Source organism: Streptomyces dysideae (assembly GCF_001514305.1).
In the GTDB taxonomy this organism is placed as follows: domain Bacteria; phylum Actinomycetota; class Actinomycetes; order Streptomycetales; family Streptomycetaceae; genus Streptomyces; species Streptomyces dysideae.
In genome coordinates this window covers 82,725-105,456 of the sequence record NZ_KQ949107.1, presented here as the reverse complement: position 1 = coordinate 105,456, position 22,732 = coordinate 82,725, and the positions used below count along the sequence as shown (strand labels likewise).

The following is a 22,732-nucleotide window of genomic DNA, read 5'->3' as shown; positions in this document are numbered from 1 at the left end:
CGAGTCTGGCGAGCGACCGAAGGAGGGGCGTGACATGACTGCTGTGGCACACGAACCGATCACGCAAGAGCTCCTACTGGAGTGGTTTCTCGCCCTGGAGACTCCGGAGGGCTTCCAGGCGGAACTGATCGAGGGGGAGATCGTCGTGACACCGCCGCCGGACGGGGACCACGAGGACTACATCGGCCTGATCGTGGGGCAGGTGATCAGACGGTCCGAAACCGACATGCAGTTCTCCGGAAACAAGGGGCTGAAGCTGAAGAAGGCGGAGGGTTGCCCGAAGGACCACGTGATCCCTGACGGCACGTTCGCCCCCATGGCACTGCGGCTCTACCGGGGTGCCGACCCCTGGATGCCCTGCAACGGCGTCGCCATGGTGCTGGAGGTGACCTCCAGCAAGCCCAAGATCGATCGCGAGGCGAGACGCCGCTGCTGTGCCCGCGGCGGCATCCCGCTCTACCTGTTGATCGACCGCAGCGCCGCACAGGTCACCCTGTTCAGCGACCCGGAGAAGAACGACTACCAGCAGCACTGCACCCTCGCCTTCGGTAAGCCACTCACCCTCCCGGAGCCCTTCGCCTTCGACCTGGACACGACGGACTTCCTCTGAGCCCCGGTATGGAAGCGGCGCCTCCTGGCGTCGCACCCTGTACCGGGGAAAGGGGGACGCCGGATGGGCGAGCAGGCACTGTGGACGCGGGCGCGGCTGGGCCGGGGCGGTCCCCGCCTCGACCTGCTGACCGCCCGCTTCGACCGGCACGTCTACGCCCCGCACGCCCACGACGAATTCACGATCGGCGTGTGCGTCGGCGGCCGTGAGGTCATCGACTACCGGGGTGGCCGTATCCGGCCCGGCCCGGGCTCCATCGTCGTACTCGCGCCGGGTGAGATGCACACCGGCCGCCCCGCCGCGTCCGACGGCTACGCCTACCGCGCCCTCTACGCGGACGTCCCGCTGCTGACCGACGGAACCCTCGGCGGCGGCGTCCCGCACTTCCACGAGCCACTCCTCGACGACCCCGAACTCGCCGCCGCCCTGCGCCTCACCCACACCGAACTCGCCGCCTGCCCCGACCCGCTGGAAGCCGAGTCCCGCATCCCCTGGCTGCTCACGGCCCTCGCCCGCCGCCACTCCACGGCCCGCGCGGCGAGCGACACCGTGCCCGGCGCCGACCGCATCGCCCACGCCGTACGGGACCGCCTCGCCGACGAGCTCACCGCCCCGCCCTCCCTCGCCGACCTCGCCGCCGGCCTGAGCCTGTCCCGCTACCAGCTCCTGCGCGCCTTCCGTACGACGATGGGGATCCCGCCGTACGCCTGGCTCGCCCAGTACCGGGTCGGCAGGGCCCGCGGACTGCTGGAGACGGGACTGCGCCCCGCGGAGGTCGCGCCGCTGGTCGGCTTCGCGGACCAGGCCCACCTCACCCGCTGGTTCCGGCGTGTGCTGGGCGTGACCCCGGCGGCGTACCGCAACAGCGTTCAAGACAGCGGGGGATGAGACGGATCATCGTCGCCGTATGACTGCACGCGGCTGGTTCCTGTTCGCTCTCATGGGCGTGGTCTGGGGCATCCCCTACCTGATGATCAAGGTGGCGGTGGACGCCCCGCTGTCCCCGTCCGTGGTGGTGTTCACACGCTGCGCGCTGGGCGCCGCGCTCCTGCTGCCCTTCGCGCTACGGCAAGGGGGCCTGCCCCGGACCGTCCGGGCGCACTGGAAGCCCATGCTGGCCTTCGCGTGCATCGAGATCATCGGCCCCTGGTGGACACTGACGGACGCCGAACGTCATCTGTCCAGTTCCACGGCGGGCCTGCTGATCGCGGGCGTACCGATCGTCGGCGTCGCCCTGGCCCGCTTCTTCGGCGACACGGAACGGCTGGGCGTACGCCGGGTGTCGGGCCTGGCGCTGGGCCTGGCGGGGGTCGGGGTCCTGACGGTCCCGCACCTCACCGGCGGAGACGCCCGCTCACTGGCGGAGGTGCTGCTGACGGTACTGGGATACGCGACGGCGCCACTGATCGCGGCGAGGTACCTGAAGGACATACCGTCCCTCCACCTCACCGCCCCCTGCCTGGCGCTCGCGGCCCTGGTCTACGCCCCCGCGGCCGCGGTGACCCGGCCGTCCGACGTCCCCTCCCCGGAGGTGCTGGCCGCCCTCGCCGGCCTGGGCGTCATCTGCACGGCGGTCGCCTTCGTCGCCTTCCTGGAGCTGATCAGGGAGGTGGGCCCGACGCGGGCGACGGTGTTCACGTACGTCAATCCGGCGGTCGCGGTGGCGGCGGGGGCGCTCTTCCTGGACGAGGAGCTGACGGCCGGGATCGCCGTGGCCTTCGCCCTGATCCTGGCGGGCTCGGTACTGGCGACGGCGGCCGGTCCGGCGAAGGATCCACGCCCGGTAACATGGTCGACACGGCAGACGAGCCGGGCGGGCGGCCGCGTGAAGTCCCTCAGGGGGCTTCCCGAGGAACGTCCGGGCTCCACAGGGCAGGGTGATGGCTAACGGCCACCCGGGGTGACCCGCGGGACAGTGCCACAGAAAACAGACCGCCCGGCGCTCCGGCGCCGGGTAAGGGTGAAACGGTGGTGTAAGAGACCACCAGTGCCCAGGGCGACCTGGGCAGCTAGGTAAACCCCACCCGGAGCAAGGTCAAAAGGAAGCACCCCGGTGCTTCTGCGCGGACGTTCGAGGGCTGCCCGCCCGAGTCCGCGGGTAGACCGCACGAGACCGGCGGCAACGCCGGTCCTAGATGGATGGCCGTCGCCCCGGGACCCGCGAGGGGCCTGGGGAACAGAACCCGGCGTACAGCCCGACTCGTCTGCCGCCACCTGCGGCTTTGCCTTGGAAAGGGCCTCTGATCTGCGACGGAGGACCTTTCCGATCTTTCAGGAGCTTGCCGTGTTAGGCGGCAAAAAGTCCCTCGGAAGTCTCTCGGACAGAGCTGAAAGTCCCTGAAAAGTCCCTGGAGTGGGGGGACAAGTGGGGCTCCTGAGCTGGCCGTTCGCGACATCGGGGGCGCTGTCCGGCCGCCCTGAGTTCCTGCTCCTCCGCCATGCATGCACTGCTGTGCCAACTGCCACGCCGCCGGCTGCATGACCTATTGATCAGAAACTCATGGGGTTCTCGTCCGCGCCGACCCCCGACATGGTCAGTGGGCGGCAATCACCGGTCGACCCCGGACAGCACCAGCTTTCCCCTCTGCGGTGGTTGGGCCGCCGGGGCTCGGTACCGGGTCTCCGGTGGCCGATCCGTCCGGCGCCGGAGGCTCCGGAAAGGGCTCTGAACTGGTGTTTCGCCGGGTTCTGAGAATGGTCTCCGGAGCTTCCCCGGCGGGCCGGGCGGGTGCGGAAAAGTCACCGGCATGGTGAACTCCCAGGGCTCCGAGGAGCCGACTGAACCGCAAAACACGCCGACCCCGGTGGGCCCCGTACCGCTGAAGACGACGGATCCCACCTCCGTCGGCGGCTTCGAACTCCTCGGCCGGATCGGTGCCGGTCGCCAGGCCGTCGTGTACCTCGGCCGGAACAACCGCGGCGAGAGTGCCGCGGTCAAGGTGCTGCGCGCCGAGCGGCGCCACGACCGCAGGTCGCTCGAGGCATTCGAGCGTGAGGTCGAGACGCTGAGGCTGGCCCCCGACTCACTCAGCCCCAGGCTGTACAGCGCGGGCTGGGACGGCGAACACCGATACACCAGCAGCGAATACCTGACTGGGCCGTCCCTGGAGGAGCTGATCCGGGCGGACGGCCCTCTGAACGGCGCCGACCTACGGCAGTTCGCGGTGAGCATCAGTCAGTTGGTGGTCGAACTCCACCGGCTACGGATCCACCACGGCGACATCAAGCCGCGCCATGTACTCACCGGCCCCGGCGGGCGGCTCTTCCTGATCGACTTCGGAGTGGCCGCGATCGGGGACGGCTCGCTGCGACGCCGTGACCTTTTCAGCCTGGCCTCCGTGATCCTCTACGCGGCAGGCGGGCGTTTCCCGTACGAGGGCACGCCACTGGAGATCTCGACGCGGACGATGGGCGGCCGGCCGGAGGTAGGGGTGCTGCCGGAGCCCTGGCGGGACACGCTGCGCAAATGCCTGGAGCCCAATCGGCGGTTCTGCCCGAGTGCAGCGGGTGTACTCAGGACAGTCGGCCGGTACGGGAGTTGGGCGTAACGTGGATCGCAGACGCTTGTCGGAACATCCGGGGAGGGAACCGGTTCGTGGCGGAACCTGAACCGGCGGAGGGCGACCTCGGCCGTCTGTGCGAAGAACTGGGACGTCTGCTGAAGGACGCGGGGCTGAAGCAGTCCGATGCCATCCGACTCGTCGAGCAGTTCGTCGAGAAGAGCCAATTGCACCCTGCGGCAAAGCTCGGGAGAACACAGATCTCCGCGATTCTGCGGAAGCGTGTCGCGAAAGCCCCGTCCTTCGAAGTTGTGCGCGGTCTGCTGAAGGCCTGCGTCGGCACGGGCCGGATCTCAGGGGTCAGGGGCTCCGAGGCATACTGGAAGGACCTGCACGACCGGGCGGATGCCAAGAGGAACACCCGGTCGGCCAAGGCCGCGCCGGAACTGCCGAGGGTACTGGCGTCCGACCGGGCGGGCCTGGACGCCCAGCGATTCACACCGGTACTCCGAGCCGAGTTGCTCGACACCGCGTTGCGAAAGCGGGACGCACAGAGCGGAGACGGGTCCGGCGGGATCAATGCCGACGGGCAGCGAGTGGTACTGGCACTGACCGGTGACGGCGGTATCGGCAAGAGCGTGCTGCTCGGGCAACTGCTGCAGCAGTTGGAGACCGAGAAGGGCGCTGTGGCACTGCTGTCCTGCGCGCAGCTACCGAAGGACACCCTGTGCCAGGGGTTCGAGAGCGCCGACCGGGCGATCGGCGAGGCCGTGCGGCCCGGTGGCGGGAAGGGGATCATCGACCTCCTCACCCGGCTGCGCGCGGCGTACGGCACGGTCACACTGCTCGTCGACACTCTCGACCTGGTCCTCGACGCCCGGACGCTTCCGGGGCTTTCGTCGGTGCTCGGCGCGGCACTGGAAATCGGCCACGTCGTCCTGACCTGCCGCGACCTTGAGTACCGCGGGCATCTGCGGTACCCCGGTCAGAGCGCGCCCCGCCTGGCCGGCCGACTGGTCGAGAATCCGATGCCGATGCTCTCGGAGACCGAGATCGTCGACTGGGCACAACGCCACCTGTTGCGGGGCGCCGAGGGAACCAGCGGGCTGACTCCGTCCGATGTGGAGTTCCTCAGTGTCCTCCGGGGGCGAGTCGCCGTGCCTGGCGCGCTGCGCCGGATCTGCGCACTGCCCGTGCGGCTGGCGATGGCCTGCGAGGTCTACGCGAACAACGGCCACATTCCGGAGGACCTGACGACCAATCAGCTCCTCGCGGACTACTGGCAGGCCAGGGTGCGGACCAGTGGAGGCCTGTCGGCACCCCACAAGGAGCAGTGGGTCTACGCTCTCGCCGAGCTGCTGCTGACCCCGGAAGGCGTGCTGCGCGTCCAGGTGCCCAAGGGGGAGCTGGACAGGGCGATCAACGAGAACAAGGCACTTGCCGAGGGGATGGGGCAGGCCATCAGCGAAGGCCTGGTCCTCGACGGCGAAACCTACTGGGAATTCTTCCACCAGAGCTTCGGCGAGTACGCGCACTCGCGCTGGCTGCTCAGGCAGGGAACACACAGCGTCGCCATCACCCGACTGCTACGGGCGCTCGGCTCCGGGCACAGCAACCTGTGGCCGCTCACGACCTCTCTGCTCTCCCAGGCGACGCTGTACGACGACTACCGGGACCTGGCAGCACGTGTCCCGGCCGACACGACAGTGGCCGCCAGGACGCAGGTCGTGTCCTCTCTGGGGCGCGTCGAGGAGGACGCCCTCACCGATGCGCTGAAGCGGGTCCGTGCCGACCCGACCCTGATGCGCAGCGTGGCCCTGGACCTCGGCGACGCCCCGGCCCGGCATCTGGGCGCCGCGCACAAAGCACTGGTCGCAGCAGTCGGCGACCATCCGGCCGAGCTTGTCGGGCCCGTGGCCAACGCACTGGCGAGACTGCTGGCCCGTACACCGGCGGAGGAGCTGCCGACCCGCCTGGGGGAGGCCCTGACGGCGGTCTGCGCCGCGCGCCGGCACCTCGATCCGGCCAGTCAGGTGGTCTGGCAGAACCATCCGCACCGCCTGCTGACCGCGCTCCCGGGCGTCGTGGACCAGGACCTCGAACTCGACCTGGCCCCGGACCCGACTCGGAAGAACCGGAAGAAGGTGCCGGAGGAGGTACTCACCGTCCTGCGCGAGACCTATCCGGGCCTGGGCGACCTCGCACGCCGGACGGCGATCCTCGTGCATCTTCGTGACCCGCGGCTGGCGGACCAGACGGCGGAATTCGCGCGTTGTGTCCTCGCGGTCCCCTGCCCGCCCTCGCTCAGCGACGACGACGCCGTACGCACCATGCGGCTGTTCTGGGAGTGCCCGACGGTACGGAGGGAGCGGGGCTGGACCACCTGGCGGCAACTGCTGGCCGCAAAGCTCCCCAAGAACTGGGACAACGCCCAGATCAAGCTGGTGGCCCGGCTCGGTGCGACGGATCTGGATGTCCGTGCGGGCGTGGTGAGCGACATCCTCGAACGCCGTGGGGAGATTACCCGGCACGTCAACGTCCTCAACCAGTTGGCAGCGGATCACGCCGATTGGCTCGCGGGACAGTTGCTGGCACTGGGCTTCGAGGACCCCCGTCGCACCGCGAACCTGTCCTCCGTCGCCTACTGCCTGCAGAACACGGCGCTCCCGCTGGCAACCCGGTTGCGCGTGCTCAGAGCCCTGGACGCCGCCCGCGAGGCCGCCCCCAGGAACGTGTGGCCGGCCCAGGTCGTGTTGGCGGGCGACCTGGTCGAGGAGCACCTGCGGATCTTGAAGGACCTCAAGACGGTGAGGGTGAAGCCGCATGTAGTGCGCAGCATGCTGAAGTCATGGGTGAACAGTGGCTCCACGACGGTGCTGGCCGCCGTCGCGGACCGACTCCGTGAGCTGGACACCGGTCTGAGCGATACGAACGGCCGTAACAGCGAGAGCCTTAAGACCCGGGCTCGGCTGGAGAGCCGGCTCGCACATCTGGACAAGAAGGCACGCGCGTGGCTGTCGGCCGCCGTATTGGAGGGCGAGAGCCAAACAGTGGCGGGTACGGCGGTCAAGATCATTCAGGAGCTTGAGGACCTGCCGTGGGACGAACTGACGCCTTGGCTGTGCGAACTGTTCCGCAGCCCGCACACCGACGCGGTCATGCGGTTGACGCAGATCTTTCTGGACCGGTCCCGCGTCGTCGACGCCGTCTTCACCCAGCATGCGAGGCCGCTACTCGGGACGGCAACCGCCCGTATGCGGCAGGCGGTCGCGACCGACGAGGATCCCAACCTCATCAGAAGCCTCCTGAAACTGATCATCCGGGTAAACGAGCACGCGACGCTCGGGCGGGACGAGGTGATGGAGGTGTACGCCATCACCCGGAGTCGTCTGCCGGACGCGCCGCCAAAGGAGGGGGGATCGTCCACGCTCTCGGCATCAACCGCACCGTCCGCGGAGCGTGAACGGCGGCGGGAGCAGAGCGGCTGGTACTCAGCCGCTCTCCAGGACGTCTCCACCATGTGCGGGGCCCTCCTCGGTACCAGGCTCAGCCGTGCGGAAATCCGTGGGCTGCTGACCGAACTGCTAACCCCGATGCCATCCCAGATCATGGGCAGCACGGTTCGCAACACAGCCGCGACCCTGCTCAAGGGGGTCTGCCACCGTGACCCGGAGGGACTGGACTGGCTGGACGGCCTCTTCGTGCGTACGGACCTCACGCCCGGCATCAAGTACGCGATCGCCAAGGCGGTCCTGAACATCGACGGCAAGCGGCGTGAGGGCAGGGCAGCAGGGCTGCTAGCGCTGCCCGGCTGTCCGAGCGAAGTCGCCGACTACATCCGCGACGAACTGCGCCACTGCGATTAGCGGGGCGCCTTCGGAAAGGCCGAGATCAGGAGACGATCTGCTGCCCAGCCGCCTGAACAAAGGCCTCGACTGCCTCGCGGGCAGCGTCACCGCTGCGGTGGCACTCCTGCTCGTCCTCAGCCTTGTGGATCACGCTTACTCGGTCCAGCGCCTCCTCGGCCAGCCGGACGAGGCCGGGCGACTGGGCGACGAGCCGGAGCCGGAAGAGTTCCTGACGCGCCACTGAGCGCAGCCGGTAGGACTCGACGCGCGCTTCCGTCGCCTCCGCACTGCCAGGATTCTCGTGGGCCCGGTGCCAGCGGTCGAGTTCGCCCCGCCGACAGTGCGCGAGTGCGGCCGCGTACGCGCTGTACGCCGCCATTCGTTCCTCCTGGACGAACCGCCAGCGGGCAAACCGCTCGTTCCGGATGGTCATCCGGTGCTGCACCAGGTAGCTGAAGCACCCGCCGAGGAGGATCCCGACGACGGCTACAGCACTTGTGAGAACCGCTTCCATCCCTGGATGACACCACGTCGGCCGGGCCGCTGAGAACACCGCCCCGTCAGGAGACCCGCCGGACCGCTCCGCCAAGTGAATTGGGCACTGGGGAAGTCGGTGACCGGAACCCTGTGGGTCGTCAGGGCTCAGTGCCGGGTTCTGCGGGACATCGGATCCCGGCTCAGGCCTAAAGTCCTTAAGGACCCTCAGTGGGCATTCAGGGAAGGTTTCTGACGCTGCATCCCCTTTGTGGGTAGCGTCTTCTGTGGTGATTAACGCCGGATAGCCTGTTCATACCTTTCAGCGCATCGGCCCAGCTGACCGTTTGGTTCGCACATGGCGCTCGGATTCCGTCTGGTTTAGGAATAGGGCGAAAACTCCCTACGTGCAGGGAGTTTCCGGGCATTTTAGGCTGTGCGCATTGGTGATAAATGGGGACGAAGACTGCCGGAATGGTCATCGCGAATCGACATCAAATGCCCACTCAGGTCGCTCTGGAACTCAAGGAGTCGGCCTCCCGGGCGGTCCGGGAAGGAACCTGGGACGATCTTGTATGGGAACTCGTCGCTTTCGATGACTGAGCTGAGAGGTCGTGACCGGCAGACCGATCTCGGTGACGGCGCCGCTGGGGGACGCCAGTCAGGCGGGACGTACCAGGGCGTCGAGCATCTGCTCCAGTAGGTCGTTGTTCGCGTTGAAGCTGGCCACCGATGCGGCGATGTTCTCCTCTTGGTCCATGTCCTGCCAGGAGATGGTGTATCCCGCTTCACGGGCGAGTTGGGCGAGGAAGGCGCGCTGGGTGCGGCCGTTGCCTTCTCGGAAGGGGTGGATGGCGTTCACATCGCCGTACAGGTCGGCCAGGGCTCGGATGAACTCCAGGCGGTCCAAGCTTTGCAGGTGGTCGTTGTCGGCGAGCTTGTGGAACACGTCCTTTGCGAAGGAGACGATGTGGATTGACGGGCAGAACGATGTGCCCTTGGAGATCTCGATGGTTCGTAGTTCCCCGGCCCACGGGTACACGCTGCCGAAGATCTGCCGGTGGAACGCTTGCAGGTGTGCAAGGTCGTAGCTGCCAGGCAGTGGCTCGGCGTCCAGGATGGCGAGTTCCACGGCGGCGATGTCCGCTTCGGCCTCGGAGAGCTCGGTTGCGTCGGTGATGCCGAGACTGTTTCGGAGGACGCCGTTGGGCTCGCTGTAGGGGTCGGTCACTCAGCGGCCTTACGGGTGTAGCGGGCGAGGGTGCGGGCGCGCAAGGCTGCGGCGTCGAGCTCTCCGCGTGCGTAGGCGTCGAGGTCGGCGGTGGTGTCTGCGCTGATGCGCAGCCCCTCGGCCTCGGTGGAGCCGATGGCGGAGGCGACCGCCACTCGGCGACGTTGGGCTTGCTCGTTCTGTTCGCGTCGTCGGTAGCCCTCTAGGGATGCGACGTCCACGCGGCGGTGGGTGCCGACCATGCGGAAGTCGATCAGGCCCTTGTCGAGCAGCTTGACCAGGTGCGGCCGGGAAACGCCGAGGGTCTTCGCTGCCTGGATAGTGGACAGCTCCGTACTCTTGGCGATTACCTCGACCGCGCGGCCGGAGGTAATGAGCGCCATGGTCTCCATGAGGACCGCCAGGGCCTCACGTGGCACCTCCATGGTGACCTTGCCCGCTTCGGCGACGGTGATGTGGAACGTCTCGGCACTGCTGGTGAGGGCGTCACGCAGGCATGGCACGGCCTCCTCGACGCTGCGTTTGCGCTGCTCCTTCCGCGTCCGCTGCGCCTGGGTCCCACGCAGTGCGGGCGGGTTCTCAGTGGGGCGCTTGCGCAGCACCTTCTTCCGAGTGCGGGAGGTCTCGATCTCGTGGCTGAGGGTCGTCGTACTGTCGTCGGTGGGGTGCTTCTTCTGCTTGGCCGGTTTCTGTTCCTGGCGGGTCACGGGCATAGGTGCGTCCTCAGTTTTGAGTGACTGCTATCACCCTCAACCATATGAAACAAGTGCACCAAGTGCAATATGTGAAACTACCTGGAGCGGCGGCGCTGCCCCTTGCGGCACCGGAGGGCAGCAGTCCGCGCCTTTGTCCCGCAGGGCGTACGGCCGCAGTGCCATGAACTGTCCGCGCCCGGGTACGGGTCCAGGGTCTTCGCCCCAGCCTCGCGCATCCGCTCAATGGCTGGTTCGGATTGATTGAGGCGAGGAGGCATCCCAACGCCGTACTGACTGACGGCTTGCTTCGCCGACAGCGTAGAAGAGGTCACGGACACTGAGGCCAGGCCGTGTACCGCCAAGAGTTGGAGCTCGCTCCGGCCGCCGCGATCCTGGTCCTGTCGAGACCTGTGGACGGAGCGAATTCGAGTAGGGCCGGCAATGGGCGAGGGCGCCACGTCCTTCGGGCGCACGTACGCCTCCCTCACGCCTGAAGCCTCTCGGCCGAATGTCCCCGAGAAGTCCCAGCGGCCGCATCGAACCCTCCGCCTTATGTAAAGTACCTGGTCAGGCCGGTCGAGGTGTGATCGTCGCCAAGGCTGACCCAAAGTGGGCGTACAGCCCGACTCGTCTGCCGCTCTGTATTTCCGCAGGTCAGAGGCCATGTTTACTCATTAAACAAACTCTCGGGGTCGAATCCGGGTCGAATCCGGGCTGTGGGTATCGTCGCTTCTGTCCGCTACCCATGTGGCATATCCGGGCATTTCGGGTGTCAAATGTGGTTCAGTGCGGTCCTGGAGGAGACATCTTGGATTCCGATGCACTCGGAAGTTCATGTACGAGGTGTCCTCTTGCCGGCCTGCTCTGGCTGAACTTGAGCACCGATGGTGCGTCCTCCAGCGAGCCGTGCCGGGCCGGGAATGGTGAGACAGCCGCCAATGGCGCCCTCTCGGGTGTCGCGGGACGCGCCGGACTGAACCCCCGTGCAGCGGTGAAGAATGCCGTGAATGGGCATGGGCGCTTGTGCGCAGCGCGGAAGTGGCCAACGACGCCGGGCTTCCTGCCGTGATTGTGCGCGCACTTTGGTGGAGCAGGTGGCGCCCCATGAGACGGCACGGTGGGAGTCGCCGACGATGCCTCGCAGCGCGCCCGTACGCAACGGTGCGACGCGGCCGGGGTCGCTGTCGGCTGACGTGCTCGGTACTACGGAGGTGCCGCGCGTGTGTGCGGCACCCTGCGACCGCCTTGGGGGGTTGTTCGTTGCTTCAGGCGGCGGCGAGTTGCGGTTCGTTTCGTGCGGTCAGGCGTCCGGTGTGGGCGAGTGCGGCGATGGAGGCGGCGCAGGCGAGGCCGGTGACGGTCAGTGCGCACCAGGTCAGCCAGAGGGCGTCGTGCCGTTCGGCGAAGTCCCACAGGGCGCCGGTGGCGAGGTTGCCCAGGGTGATGCCGAGGCCGGAGACGGTGTTGTAGAGGCCGTAGTGGGTGGCGACCAGGTGGTTGCCGGAGAGGGTGACCACGGTGTCCATCTCGAAGGGGTAGACCACCGCGCTGCCGGCCGCCAGCAGCGCCACGGCCGCCGCGAGGGCGGTGAGGACGGCGGCGGTGGCGTCGGGAGGGGTGAGTGCCAGGGGGAGGAAGGCCAGTCCCATCGCGGCCAGTCCGCGTACCAGGGCCTGCGCCGGGTTCCAGCGTTGTTTCGCCCAGCTGGTCAGGCGCAGTTGTCCGATGACAGCGACGGCGGCGGAGAGCACGAACAGGCCGCTGGTGGCCCAGGTGCCCCTGCTGCCCAGGGCGTCGGTTGCGGCCAGGGGAAGGGCCAGGTAGACCTGGAAGGTCAGGACGTAGGAGCCGATCATCGCGGTGGAGAAGAGGAGGAAGGGCCGGTTGGCGGCGACCGCGCGCCACTGCGCGAGCACGCTGTCGCGGTCACTGCTCGTGGTTGCGCCGTGGCGTGCGGGCAGTGCCTGCCACTGCAGCAGGGTGAGGGCGGCGAAGATGGCCGCCGCGGTGGTGCACACCAGGCGGAAGTCGGCGGCGAGCAGGGCGAGTCCGACCAGCGGGCCAAGCAGCATGCCGGCCTGGTAGTAGACGTTGAAGGTGGCGAAGGCGTCCACGCGGCGCTCGCTGGCCTCGGCGGCGAGGTAGGCGCGGACGGCCGGGTTGAACAGGGCGCCGGCGAAGCCGGTGGCGGCGGAGGCGACGATGAGGGCGGGCAGGTTGTCGACCCAGCCGAGCAGGCCGAAGCCGACGGTGCGCAGGAGGCAGCCGGCCATGATCGGGGTCTTGTAGCCGTAGCGGTCGGCGAGGGTGCCGCCGATGAGGAACATGCCCTGCTGGGAGAAGTTGCGGACGCCAAGGACGAGGCCGACGGCCCAGGCGGCGAGGCCGAGCTGGCCGGAGAGGTGGGCGGCCAGGTAGGGCATGAGCATGTAGAAGGCGAGGTTGATGGCGAACTGGTTGGCCATCAGCAGCCGTACGGCGGGCGGGAAGGAGCGGGTCTGGCGCCACAGGTGCTTCATCGGGCGGCTCCCGCCAGGTGCGCCGTGCCGGTGCCGCCACCGGCGAGCGGATCGATGATGCGGGTGCAGCGCGTCCAGCGGGTGACGGTCCGGTCGCTCGGGTGGTCGATGAGGTCGGGCTCGTCCTGGGGCAGGTGTCCGAGCAGGTGGTGCTCACGGCAGTAGGTGTCGTCGAAGACGGTGCCGACGTAGCGTTGCGGTCCGTCGGGGAAGACAGCGACGACCCGGTCCTCGGCGGGCAGGGTGCGGGCCAGCCAGCGGGCGACGAGGGCGACCGCTCCCACGCTCCAGCCGCCGGTGGCGTAGTGGTGGCGGGCCAGGCGGCGGGCCGCCCACACCGCCTCGGGCGCGGCGACCCAGTGGACCTCGTCGAAGAGGCCGTAGGCGACGTTGCGGGGGTAGATGCTGCTGCCCAGGCCCCGCATCAGGCGCGGGGCGGCGGGCTGGCCGAAGATGGTCGACCCGGTGGTGTCCACACCCACGACCCGCAGGGCGGGGAAGTAGTCGCGCAGGACGGAGGCGATGCCGGCGGAGTGGCCGCCGGTGCCGACGGAGACGACCAGGGTGTCGATGCGGCCGAGCTGGGCGAGGAGTTCGTGGGTGAGCGGGGCGTAGGCGGCGACGTTGTCGGGGTTGTTGTACTGGTCCGGGCACCACCCGTCGGGGTGGACGGCGAGGAGTTCCTCGACGCGCCGGCGGCGTGCCTCCTGCCAGCCGCCGTCCGGGTGGGGTGTGGTGACGAGGTCGATTTCGGCTCCGTACGCGGTGAGCAGGCCGGTCATCAGGGGTTCCATGCCCGGGTCGGTGACGACGGTGACCGGGTGGCCGTAGGTCGCACCGGCGAGGGCCAGTCCGAGGCCGAGGGTGCCGGAGGTCGATTCGATGATGTGGGCGCCGGGCAGCAGGTGCCCGCGTTCGCGGGCAGCGCGGACCATGTACAGGGCGGTGCGGTCCTTGATGCCGCCGGGGTTGTGGCCTTCGAGCTTGGCCCAGAAGCCGCGCCCGGCGACGGTGAAGGGCTCGCCGATCCACAGGACGGGCGTGTCGCCGACCAGTCCGGCGGGGGTGTGCAGCGGGTGCTTGGCGTCGGCGAGCAGTTGGGCGGGTGAGGTGGCAACGGCAATGCGGGTGGGGTGGTTCATGGCGTGCTTCTCCTGCGGCCGACGCTGCGAGAGGGGCGTCGGCCGTGTGACGGGGGAAGGGGCGGAGGTGATCGGCTGCCGCGCCGTCGTCGTGCCGAGGGCGTGGCGGCGCGGTCGGTCAGGTCCGCCACACGCCGAGATGGGCCCGCGTCTGCCCGGCGGATGACGCGAGCGACGCAGGCGGCGAGCGTTGAGGGACTGGAGATGAGGGCGTCGGCTGGGGGCCGAGGTCTTCGGCGGCCGGGACGGCGTGGACCGCGGGCGCGGTCAGGGCGACAGCACGTGGCGGCTTAACTGTCGGCTCGTCCAGTCCGCAGTGCACACTGCTGCTGTGTGCGGGATCCGCCTGCCGGCCTGTCGCCTGCTGCCCGCGCTGCGGCGCCTGGCCGCAGCTCGCGGAGGACGTGAACACTAGTGTGTCGGCCCGCATGGCCGGGGTTGCTGTCGGACCGTGTGCACAGTCCAGGACATGCACAAGCGCGGCGAGCAACACCAGGAGCACCGCTCCGGTGCGTGCCACGGAGCGGCTGTTTCGAGAGATCGACCCAGCCCGCATGAACGCAAGGGGTAATCAACTGAGTACGTAAGGTTCTTGTCAAAGGCGGCCACTCCACGCGCCTCCGGTCCGCTGTGCGATCGCGAAATTCCCGCGCTACCCATGACTGGCCGGGGGCCTGGGGCGGACATCCGTGCTGGCACCTTCCGTCGCCGCCGATCACCACATCGGGTGAACCCCGGTCCCGATCGGCCGCATCCGCGCCGCGCCGTCCGGTCTCCGGAGGTTTCCTGAGCGGGAGTCCACAAGGAGATCCGGATGCGGCACGTCCCCAGCACAGCCTCCCGCGCGGCAACGCGCGGCCTGGGTGCTGTCGTGCTGCTCGCGCTCCTGGCCCTGCTGCACGCCGCGTTCAGCTCCGGCCCGGCACACCTGTCCGCGCTCGACCTGGATGGTTGCCGGTTGCGTGCCGCCGCCGCAACCGCGCACGACTGCCAGTCGGCGGTGGCCGAGGTCGTGACCGGGGCGGGCGCAGGCGGCCACCACGACGGCGCCGCCGTGCAGTCCTGCGGCGCGTCGGCCTATGGGCCACGCGCGCTCGCGGACCTCTCCCATGCGTCGGCGGCGTCCGGCAGTACGCCCGTCGTGCCCCGGGCCGCATCACCGGACGACGTGTCGCCCGCCGCGGGAGGCGTATCCCTCCCCGGCGCGCCCTCCGGATCACTCGTCCTGCGCTGCTGAGCGGAACCGGCCGCCCGCCCCTGCCCTTCGCGCGGGTAGCCCGCCGGTCTGTCCGCTCAATTCACCCGTAGCACCGCAGGAGCCTGGCCATGCCCATGGACGTATACGCCGCCGTCGGCGCACTCGTACGCGCCGAGATCGCCCGTACGCACACCCCCACCATCTGCCCGCCGGCGCAGAAAGCCTCGGCGCCCGACGAGCCTGTCGCACCGAAGCCCACGACCGTGGCGGCCTCGCCAGTGCCCACCCGGCGGCGCCTGCGTGCACGGGCCGCCGCGGTCCTGCGCCGCCGCACCGCCATCTGCGGATAGCGCCCACCTGCCGCCGGATCCTCACCGGCTCCCTACATCCGGCAAGCTCCACCGAACCGGTTGATTGCTGCTGCAACGCGAGCGCCGGTGTTTCTCATGTCACCTTCTCCGCTTGGGAGTTCAGCATGTCCAAGAGCCGCAGACTGGTAACGTTTCAGCGTCGGCACGAGCGAAGCACCGGGGGTCCAGTGGTGATGCGGCGCATGGCGGCAGCCGTCGTGTTGCTGGCCGCTGCCGTGCTGCTGCACTTCGGTACGCCGCACCATCCCTCGGCTGCTTCGAGTGTGGTGTCCGCCATGGCACCCGCAATCGAATCGGAGTCCCGCAAAGCATCGGGTTCCGTGTCCGCCGGGCCGCACGTCGGCACCGGCGCGCAGCACCACGAGGCGGAGGCCGAGGCGCTTGCCCTGCCACCGCGGACGGGCCACCTCGTCGAGGCTCCGTCGCTCGCCGCTGACGCGGTGATCACATCCGTCGCCGCGCTGTCCGGCACCTCGCGTTCCCGCACCGCGAGAGACGCGCGGAACCCGGGCGCCGGCCCTGCGCCCGACTCCACCGCTTTGCAGGTCTTCCGCTGCTGATCGGCGGCGTGCTGTGCGCGCCCTTCCCGCATGCGGTACCGCCGCCGCGGGACGCGGCGCCCAACCGGGCACCCGCCGTGGCAGGTTGACGCCTGCCCGGGCCCGGGCAGCACGCACTCTTCGCTCCCTTTCGCCCTGCGAGCCCCACGAAGAGTCACGAGGCCGATATCCATGCACACCCTCATCGAGCACGCCCGTACGTTCCCCACGAAGATCGCCGACCAGCGGGAGGAGTTCGCCCGGCTGGCCCGGGGCCAGCAGCCCCAGGCGTTGTTCATCTCCTGCTCCGACTCCCGCGTCATCCCCGCCATGTTCACCGGCGCCCGCCCCGGTGACCTGTTCGAGCTGCGCACCGCGGGCAACATCGTGCCGCCCTACCGCGGGCAGGTCGCCTGCGCCGTCGCCGGATCCCTCGAATTCGCCGTCCAGGCCCTGCGGGTGCCCGACGTCGTCGTGTGCGGCCACTCGCACTGCGGCGCCGTACAGGGTCTGATCCGCGAGCAGAGCATTCAGACGATGCCGCTGGTGCGCCGCTGGCTGTCCCGGGCCGGACACCGCCCCCGCGCCGACGAGCCATGGCAGCTCCAAGGATTGGGCGAGTACCCCACCGCGGTGGCCCAGCACAACGTGCTCACCCAGCTCGACCACCTGCGCAGCTACCCGTTCATCGCTCTCCGCATCTCGTCGGGGCGGCTGCGTCTGCACGGCTGGTACTACACGGTCGAGACCGGTGAAGCCCTGTTCGCCATGCCGGGCACCCGCGCCTTCAAGCCCTTGTGAGCCGACCGGACCACGGCCCCGCACACACCCCCGTCTCGTCCGGTCGCCTGTGACGCGACGTTCCTTCCCCACAGAGAGAACGCCATGACCCCACCCCTTTCGTTCCTTCGGTCCGCATTGCGTACCGACTTCACGTCCTCCCTGGTCGTCTTCCTCGTCGCCCTGCCGCTGTGCGTGGGCGTCGCGGTCGCCTCCGGTGTTCCGGCCGAACTCGGCCTGATCACCGGCATTGTCGGCGGCCTGGTCACCGGGCTGCTGCCCGGCAGCAGCCTCCAGGTCAGCGGCCCGGCGGCCGGCCTGACCGTGCTGGTCCTCACCGCCGTGCAGGACTACGGACTGTCCGCCCTGGGCGTCATCGTCCTGCTCGCAGGGCTGCTCCAACTCGCCCTCGGAGCTCTGCGGTTGGGCCGGATCTTCCGTGCCATCTCACTGTCCGTCGTGCACGGCATGCTCGCCGGCATCGGGCTCGTCCTGATCGCCGGACAGGTCTACGCGCTCGCCGACCTCAAGGCCCCGGGCAGCGGCACCTCGAACGTCGCCGCTCTGCCCCGGCTGGTCGCCGAGGTCCTCGCCTCGGGCCCGGCCCTGACCGCCGTCGGTATCGGCACCGGAACCGTTGCCGTGATGGCGCTGTGGAAGAGGCTGCCCGGCAAGGCGCGCCTGCTGCCCGGCCCGCTCGTCGCGGTCGGCGCGGCGACCCTCGCCACCGCCGCCTTCGACCTGCCCATCGCCCGGGTGCAGGTCAGCGGCCTGCTGGAGGCCATTCAGCCGCCCGGCGTGGGCGACTTCGGCCAGCTGGCCGACGCCGGACTTCTGACCACCATCGTCGCGTTTACCCTCATCGCCTCCGCCGAGTCGTTGTTCAGCGCCGCAGCGGTCGACCGCCTGCACAGCGGGCCGAAGACCGACTACGACAAGGAGCTGATGGCGCAGGGCGCGGGCAACACCCTGTGCGGGCTGCTCGGCGCCCTGCCGATGACCGCGGTGATCGTCCGCAGCGCCGCCAACGTCCAGGCCGGCGCGAAGACCAAGGTCTCCCGCGTCCTGCACGGCGTGTGGCTGCTGCTGTTCGCCACGCTGCTGCCCGACGCCCTCGCACTGATCCCGACTGCGGCGCTCGCCGGAGTGCTCATCCACGCCGGGTTCAAGCTGCTGCCGCTCAAGGAGCTGCGGCCGCTGTGGCGCGACCACCGGGGCGAGGCCGTGGTGCTGGTGATCACCGCAGGGGCGATCCTGGTCACCAACATGTTCGAGGGCGTCCTGATCGGACTGCTGCTGGCGGTGGTGAAAGCGGCCTGGGAGACCTCGCGCGTCCACATCGACGTGGACGACGCCGGCGAGGACGCAGTGCGGGTCGTCATCCGCGGGCACGCGACCTTCCTGCGCCTTCCGCGCATCCTCGACGCCCTGGAGCAGCTGCCCGCCGACCGGCAGGTCGAGCTCAACCTCGCCGGACTGCGGCACCTCGACCACGCCTGCATGAACGCCCTGCAGCACTGGGCCGACCAGCACAACGCGCACACCGTTCAGCCGGAGCCCGCACGCGCCTGGACATGAGCCCGGACCCGTGGGGCGGGGTCCCGGCCGTCCCACGGGCTCCCGCTCCCATACGGATGAACGGTCATGGGCGTTCACCCGTACCCCTTGTCGTATGCCTGGCCGCCGACGCGGACAGGAACACCCCGGAGACGGAGAGGCACGTGCGACAGCACCCCGAGCAGTCACAGCAGCCGCGGCCAGGACGCACCGGCCGGACCCTGCCCGCCGCCCGCCGGATACGCGGCACCGTGCTCGCCGCAGGTCTGGCCCTTGCACCCCTGGCCACGGCGTGCAGTGGCGGTGCGGGCGACGCCGCAGTGAACAGCGATCCGTCGAAGATCTCCGCCGCCCCGGCGGCCGGTGTCGTGGCACCGGCGAAGGTCGAGGTGATCGCCAGTCTGACCGGCTGCAAGGCCAAGACTCGCATCGAGGCGGACGAACTGCGCCAGGGCCTCTGCCACACACCGAAGGTCGACTACCTCATCACCACCTTCCCGGAGGAGCAGTACAAGCAGACCTGGCTGGACTCCGCCGCCATGTACGGGGGCAAGTACCTGGTCGGTTCGCGCTGGATCGTCAGCGCGAAAGAGCCGGAGATGCTGGAGGAGTTCCAGACCAAGCTCGGCGGAACCATCCAGCAGCTGCGGGGCATGGGCCCGGCCCCTGCCCCGAGCACGTCGTAGCGGCAGCCCCGTCTCCCACAGTCGCACGGGTGCATCCCCGCTGATACGACGAGTCCGGCATCCGCCGTCTTCGGCTTCTCCCGGTCGGTGTCCGGCACGGTCGGCCCCGCTCCGGCCGGCAGGCCCCTTCGGGACGGAACCAGGGCGCGTCGGCCCCTCCCACGAGGACCGTTGGCCCCTTGGGCGGCTGCCCCCGCCGGGCGGAGGCTGGCGCTGACAGCCATCCCGGTGCGGGAGGTGCGCCATGGGAAGGGCGACCGTGCTCGTGGTCGACGACGAGCGCAAGATCCGGGACATGGTGCGGGCGTTCCTGGAGCGGCAGCGGTACGCCGTGCTGCAGGCCGGCACCGGGCAGGAGGCTCTGGATGTGGCGCTGCGGCTCAAGCCGGACCTGGTGGTGCTCGACCTGATGCTGCCCGATCTCGCCGGGGAGGAGGTGGCCCGCTCGCTGCGGGAGATCTCCCAGGTCCCGATCATCATGCTGACCGCGAAGGCCGGTGAGGCGGACCGGGTCGCGGGGCTGCAACTGGGGGCCGACGACTACGTGGTCAAGCCCTTCAGCCCCAGGGAACTGGTGGCCCGGGTGGACGCGGTGCTGCGCCGGGCCCGGCCAGGCGGGACGGAGGGCCGGCTGTCGTTCGACGGCGGCCGTCTGGTCATCGACCCGTCGGGCCGCGAGGTGCGTCTGGACGGCGCGCAGGTCGCCCTCACCCGCAGCGAGTTCGACCTGCTCGCGGCGCTGGCGACCACGGCGGGGCGGGTCTTCTCCCGCCGCGAACTGGTGGCCCGGGTGCACGGCTACGACTATGAGGGCTACGAGCGCACCGCCGACGTGCACGTGAAGAACCTGCGCGCCAAGCTGCACGACGATCCCAGGGCCCCGCGCTGGGTGGTGACCGTTCCGGGCGTCGGCTACAAGGTCGGGGCGCGGCCCGATGCCTAGCCGCCTGGCGCCTCCGACGTGGCTGCGCGGTCCGCTGGCCCGCTCGTTCGCGCTGCGGCTGGCCGTCGCCTTCGCCCTGGTGGCCCTGGTGGGCGGCACCGTCACGGCCGTGGCGGTGAACACCGCCTTCGCCTCCCGGCTGCGGCAGTACGTCGACCAGCAGCAGAACGCCCAGGTCACTGGCATCACCGCGGCAGCCGCCAGCTCGTACGCCGGAAGCCAGAAATGGGACCTGAGTGGCCTTCAGAGCCTGGCCGCGGCGACCGGCTCCGGCACGGTGCGCATCCTCACCTCCTCCGGACACGACGTCTGGGAGTGGGACGGTGCCCGGATGCGCTGGAACGACCCGTGGGTCGACGACCACGCAGAGGACGATGACCCTGGCGGCTCCGGACAGGGCGCCTGCGGGTCCTGGCAGCACTGCGAGTCGGGGGGCTCCGGGGACGATGACACGGCAGGCTCCTCGGAGGACCATCACGGGGGCAAGCCGGACGCCGCGGCCTGGCGCGCTTCCGGGGCGGCGACGGTGCGCCCGGCGGCCGACGTCACGCCGCAACCGAGTGACAGCACCGGCCCGGACGGACTCGGTCCCGCCCAGCGGCTGCCCATCGTGGTCGGCGGCACGACCGTCGGCACCGCCCTGGTGCGACTGCCCGAGGTCAACTCGCTGCCCGAGGCCGTCGCCTTCCGCACCCGGGTGGTCCACCTGGTGCTGATCGCCGCAGGAGCTGGGGCGCTGCTCTCCCTCGCCCTGGGCACGTTCTTCGCCCGCCGGACGACCCGCCCGGTTCGGCAGGTCACCACGGCCGCCCGGGCACTGGCGGCCGGCGACCGCCACGCCCGCCTCGATGTGCGGCGGGCGGATGAGTTCGGGGAGATGAGCCGGGCGTTCAACACCATGGCGGATGCCGCCGAGGGCGCCGAACGGCTGAGGCAGGCGTTCGCCGCCGAGGTCGCCCACGAGCTGCGCACCCCGCTGACCGTCCTGCGCTCCCAGGTCGAAGGGCTGCAGGAGGGGGTGCTGGAGCCCGGCCCGGCCGCGCTCACCTCACTGGACGAGGAAGTGCAGCGGATGACCCGGCTGGTGGCGGACCTGCAGATCCTCGGCGCGGCCGACGCCGCCGGATTCTCCCTCCAGCCTGCCCCCGTCGCGCTGGACGAGCTCGTCGAGCAGTCGGTCCGCGACTTCGCCGGCCTCTTTCAAGGCGCCGGGATCGAGCTGCACACCCGTCTGGAGCCGGTCACCGCCCCGCTCGACCGGGTCCGCATCGGGCAGGTCCTGGCGAACGTGCTGTCCAACGCGCTGAAGTTCACCCCGGCAGGCGGCACGGTCGGCGTGGAACTCATCACAGCCGACGGACAGGCCGTGGTGCGGGTTCGGGACTCCGGGCCGGGCATCCCCGCCGACGAGCTGCCCCATGTCTTCGACCGGTTCTTCCGCGGCCGCACCGCCCGCGCCGCAGGCTCGGGCATCGGCCTGGCGGTGGTGCACGAGCTGGTCGCAGCCCACGGCGGCAGCACCGAGGTCGACAGCGAGCCGGACCACGGCGCCGCCTTCACCGTCCGCCTGCCCCTTGAGGCCACATCGCCACCCAACCGCTTCCTCACCGGTCCTTCACAGCCGCCTCCTAGCGTGAAGTCGTAAGCAGGAGGAGGCGATCAGAATGAGGAACACGAGGAGCAAGCGGGCCGTCCTCACCGCGACGATCCTGGCACCCGCACTGGCCCTGACCGGCGGACTGGCCTTCGCCGCAGGCGACAGCGGGAACCACCCCGCGCCGCCCAGCCCGACGAGCCAGGTCACCCGGCCCGGGCACGCCACGACCCCCACGGACCGCGACGACTGCTCGTATTACGACACCCGCACCACATCCCGCGACGACTGCCGGCACGACCAGGGGAACGGCACCCACGTCTACCGGTACGAGCACCACGCGCGGGGCGAGGGCTGCGACGACGGCAGCGATCGGTGAACCGCGACCCGACTGACGGCCGCCCGGGGGAACGGGCGGCCGCACCGTACGAGGGGAGGGCCCGGGCCCCGGGCCGATGCGCCCGGTCACTGCAGTCGAGAGGGCGATTCCCCGGCAGATGAGCACTTGAGTTGATCGTCGATGTCCTGGGCGGTCATGGGTCCGTGGTCGGTCCAGTACTGCCCTTCGGGCACATGGGCAGCCGCGACTTCGGAGACGCTGAACACATTCCCGGTGCCATCGTCCACACCGGCATACTCGATGGAGACATCGAGTTCCTTCGGCAACCGGCGAGGCCCGGCCTCCGGCTTCGAGCTGAGGAAGTCGGCCTTCTGCCAGAGGGTTATCGTGCCGCGTCGCGCCTCGGGGGTCTTCGGACCAGTGGCCTGCCAGAGCGGTTCTTCCGACCTGCCGTCGAACACCTCGACCCGTTCCACCAGGTCCGTGGGGCAGACGGGCGCCTTCACCGAGATCCGTGAGCCGTCGATCCTGATACCGATGTCCAGGGTGTCCGCAGGATCGGACATGCGGTACACGGTATAAGCGCCGAGGCCGAGCGCCGCGAGGAGAGCGAGGCCGAGGAGAGCGAGGCCGAGGACCGAGCCGGCAACGGCGAACCACACGGCGGCTACTACACCCTGCACACCCTCGACCACGGAAAGATCA

General features: G+C 69.8%; 19 protein-coding genes, 1 other RNA gene and 1 pseudogene. 15 read left to right on the top strand and 6 right to left on the bottom strand.

The genetic code is table 11. The features are described 5' to 3' along the window. Nucleotides 1-34: 34 nt before the first annotated feature. The 6 genes and pseudogenes from AQJ91_RS37190 (at nt 35) to AQJ91_RS37165 (ending at nt 7,976) form a co-directional block, all read left to right on the top strand. The gene (locus tag AQJ91_RS37190; protein WP_067030748.1) at nt 35-610 is read left to right on the top strand and encodes a Uma2 family endonuclease; all 576 of its coding nucleotides are present in this window, start codon (nt 35-37) and stop codon (nt 608-610) included. Nucleotides 611-673: 63 nt separating this feature from the next. After that, nucleotides 674-1,498 (top strand): AraC family transcriptional regulator, encoded by an 825-nt coding sequence (locus tag AQJ91_RS37185; protein WP_067030745.1) that lies wholly within the window; start codon nt 674-676, stop codon nt 1,496-1,498. A 19-nt stretch (nt 1,499-1,517) separates the two neighbouring features. Next, nucleotides 1,518-2,300, top strand: a pseudogene (locus AQJ91_RS58540) (DMT family transporter); the annotation flags it as partial. A 115-nt stretch (nt 2,301-2,415) separates the two neighbouring features. Beyond that, nucleotides 2,416-2,817: RNase P RNA component class A (rnpB, locus tag AQJ91_RS37175), an RNA gene on the top strand. 540 nt (nt 2,818-3,357) lie between these two features. Then, nucleotides 3,358-4,158: a serine/threonine protein kinase gene (locus AQJ91_RS37170; protein ID WP_067030739.1), complete on the top strand. Its 801-nt coding sequence runs from the start codon at nt 3,358-3,360 to the stop codon at nt 4,156-4,158. A 47-nt stretch (nt 4,159-4,205) separates the two neighbouring features. Beyond that, complete coding sequence (locus AQJ91_RS37165; protein WP_067030736.1) at nt 4,206-7,976, top strand: NACHT domain-containing protein; 3,771 nt, start codon at nt 4,206-4,208, stop codon at nt 7,974-7,976. 25 nt (nt 7,977-8,001) lie between these two features. Here AQJ91_RS37165 and AQJ91_RS37160 read toward each other — a convergent pair whose 3' ends face one another. The 5 genes from AQJ91_RS37160 to AQJ91_RS37140 form a co-directional block, all read right to left on the bottom strand. Next, a complete protein-coding gene (locus AQJ91_RS37160; RefSeq protein WP_067030733.1) occupies nt 8,002-8,472 on the bottom strand; it encodes a hypothetical protein in 471 nt (156 codons plus the stop codon). A gap of 621 nt (nt 8,473-9,093) precedes the next feature. Beyond that, the gene (locus tag AQJ91_RS37155; protein ID WP_067030730.1) at nt 9,094-9,663 is read right to left on the bottom strand and encodes a Fic/DOC family protein; all 570 of its coding nucleotides are present in this window, start codon (nt 9,661-9,663) and stop codon (nt 9,094-9,096) included. After that, nucleotides 9,660-10,376 carry an antitoxin VbhA family protein gene (locus AQJ91_RS37150; RefSeq protein WP_067030727.1) on the bottom strand — a complete coding sequence of 239 codons (717 nt, stop codon included), beginning with the start codon at nt 10,374-10,376 and terminating at the stop codon, nt 9,660-9,662. Before AQJ91_RS37150 ends, AQJ91_RS37155 begins: the two co-directional genes overlap by 4 nt. Before the next feature lie 1,247 nt (nt 10,377-11,623). Then, nucleotides 11,624-12,877, bottom strand: coding sequence for an MFS transporter (locus tag AQJ91_RS37145; protein WP_067030724.1), 1,254 nt, complete (start codon nt 12,875-12,877; stop codon nt 11,624-11,626). Further along, complete coding sequence (locus AQJ91_RS37140) at nt 12,874-14,019, bottom strand: PLP-dependent cysteine synthase family protein (RefSeq protein WP_067030721.1); 1,146 nt, start codon at nt 14,017-14,019, stop codon at nt 12,874-12,876. The genes AQJ91_RS37145 and AQJ91_RS37140 overlap by 4 nt, the downstream gene beginning before the upstream one ends. Before the next feature lie 814 nt (nt 14,020-14,833). On the opposite strand from AQJ91_RS37140, the gene AQJ91_RS37135 reads away from it, so the two are divergent. The 9 genes from AQJ91_RS37135 (at nt 14,834) to AQJ91_RS37095 (ending at nt 22,066) form a co-directional block, all read left to right on the top strand. After that, nucleotides 14,834-15,256: a hypothetical protein gene (locus AQJ91_RS37135; RefSeq protein WP_067030719.1), complete on the top strand. Its 423-nt coding sequence runs from the start codon at nt 14,834-14,836 to the stop codon at nt 15,254-15,256. An 89-nt stretch (nt 15,257-15,345) separates the two neighbouring features. Further along, entirely contained in the window at nt 15,346-15,567 is a 222-nt protein-coding gene (locus AQJ91_RS37130) for a hypothetical protein (RefSeq protein WP_067030717.1), read from the top strand. Nucleotides 15,568-15,770: 203 nt separating this feature from the next. Next, nucleotides 15,771-16,148: a hypothetical protein gene (locus AQJ91_RS37125; protein WP_159054737.1), complete on the top strand. Its 378-nt coding sequence runs from the start codon at nt 15,771-15,773 to the stop codon at nt 16,146-16,148. A gap of 171 nt (nt 16,149-16,319) precedes the next feature. Then, nucleotides 16,320-16,928: a carbonic anhydrase gene (locus AQJ91_RS37120; RefSeq protein WP_067030713.1), complete on the top strand. Its 609-nt coding sequence runs from the start codon at nt 16,320-16,322 to the stop codon at nt 16,926-16,928. 84 nt (nt 16,929-17,012) lie between these two features. Further along, nucleotides 17,013-18,485, top strand: coding sequence for a SulP family inorganic anion transporter (locus tag AQJ91_RS37115; protein ID WP_067030711.1), 1,473 nt, complete (start codon nt 17,013-17,015; stop codon nt 18,483-18,485). Nucleotides 18,486-18,628: 143 nt separating this feature from the next. Then, a complete protein-coding gene (locus AQJ91_RS37110) occupies nt 18,629-19,150 on the top strand; it encodes a hypothetical protein (protein WP_407696982.1) in 522 nt (173 codons plus the stop codon). A 244-nt stretch (nt 19,151-19,394) separates the two neighbouring features. Next, nucleotides 19,395-20,093 (top strand): response regulator transcription factor, encoded by a 699-nt coding sequence (locus AQJ91_RS37105; protein WP_067030709.1) that lies wholly within the window; start codon nt 19,395-19,397, stop codon nt 20,091-20,093. Further along, the gene (locus AQJ91_RS37100) at nt 20,086-21,738 is read left to right on the top strand and encodes a sensor histidine kinase (protein ID WP_067030706.1); all 1,653 of its coding nucleotides are present in this window, start codon (nt 20,086-20,088) and stop codon (nt 21,736-21,738) included. The genes AQJ91_RS37105 and AQJ91_RS37100 overlap by 8 nt, the downstream gene beginning before the upstream one ends. 19 nt (nt 21,739-21,757) lie before the next feature. Continuing rightward, nucleotides 21,758-22,066 (top strand): hypothetical protein, encoded by a 309-nt coding sequence (locus tag AQJ91_RS37095; RefSeq protein ID WP_067030704.1) that lies wholly within the window; start codon nt 21,758-21,760, stop codon nt 22,064-22,066. A gap of 86 nt (nt 22,067-22,152) precedes the next feature. Here AQJ91_RS37095 and AQJ91_RS37090 read toward each other — a convergent pair whose 3' ends face one another. Further along, entirely contained in the window at nt 22,153-22,689 is a 537-nt protein-coding gene (locus AQJ91_RS37090) for a hypothetical protein (RefSeq protein WP_067030852.1), read from the bottom strand. Nucleotides 22,690-22,732 lie beyond the last annotated feature (43 nt).

What these genes read in the sequence shown, in the direction of transcription:
- AQJ91_RS37120 (WP_067030713.1), top strand. Translation starts at nt 16,320, where the DNA reads ATGCACACCCTCATCGAGCACGCCCGTACGTTCCCCACGAAGATCGCC.
- AQJ91_RS37095 (WP_067030704.1), top strand. Translation starts at nt 21,758, where the DNA reads ATGAGGAACACGAGGAGCAAGCGGGCCGTCCTCACCGCGACGATCCTG.
- AQJ91_RS37125 (WP_159054737.1), top strand. Translation starts at nt 15,771, where the DNA reads ATGGCGGCAGCCGTCGTGTTGCTGGCCGCTGCCGTGCTGCTGCACTTC.
- AQJ91_RS37190 (WP_067030748.1), top strand. Translation starts at nt 35, where the DNA reads ATGACTGCTGTGGCACACGAACCGATCACGCAAGAGCTCCTACTGGAG.
- AQJ91_RS37185 (WP_067030745.1), top strand. Translation starts at nt 674, where the DNA reads ATGGGCGAGCAGGCACTGTGGACGCGGGCGCGGCTGGGCCGGGGCGGT.
- AQJ91_RS37100 (WP_067030706.1), top strand. Translation starts at nt 20,086, where the DNA reads ATGCCTAGCCGCCTGGCGCCTCCGACGTGGCTGCGCGGTCCGCTGGCC.
- AQJ91_RS37160 (WP_067030733.1), bottom strand. Translation starts at nt 8,472, where the DNA reads ATGGAAGCGGTTCTCACAAGTGCTGTAGCCGTCGTCGGGATCCTCCTC.
- AQJ91_RS37150 (WP_067030727.1), bottom strand. Translation starts at nt 10,376, where the DNA reads ATGCCCGTGACCCGCCAGGAACAGAAACCGGCCAAGCAGAAGAAGCAC.
- AQJ91_RS37140 (WP_067030721.1), bottom strand. Translation starts at nt 14,019, where the DNA reads ATGAACCACCCCACCCGCATTGCCGTTGCCACCTCACCCGCCCAACTG.
- AQJ91_RS37105 (WP_067030709.1), top strand. Translation starts at nt 19,395, where the DNA reads ATGGGAAGGGCGACCGTGCTCGTGGTCGACGACGAGCGCAAGATCCGG.
- AQJ91_RS37170 (WP_067030739.1), top strand. Translation starts at nt 3,358, where the DNA reads ATGGTGAACTCCCAGGGCTCCGAGGAGCCGACTGAACCGCAAAACACG.
- AQJ91_RS37145 (WP_067030724.1), bottom strand. Translation starts at nt 12,877, where the DNA reads ATGAAGCACCTGTGGCGCCAGACCCGCTCCTTCCCGCCCGCCGTACGG.
- AQJ91_RS37130 (WP_067030717.1), top strand. Translation starts at nt 15,346, where the DNA reads ATGCCCATGGACGTATACGCCGCCGTCGGCGCACTCGTACGCGCCGAG.
- AQJ91_RS37135 (WP_067030719.1), top strand. Translation starts at nt 14,834, where the DNA reads ATGCGGCACGTCCCCAGCACAGCCTCCCGCGCGGCAACGCGCGGCCTG.
- AQJ91_RS37115 (WP_067030711.1), top strand. Translation starts at nt 17,013, where the DNA reads ATGACCCCACCCCTTTCGTTCCTTCGGTCCGCATTGCGTACCGACTTC.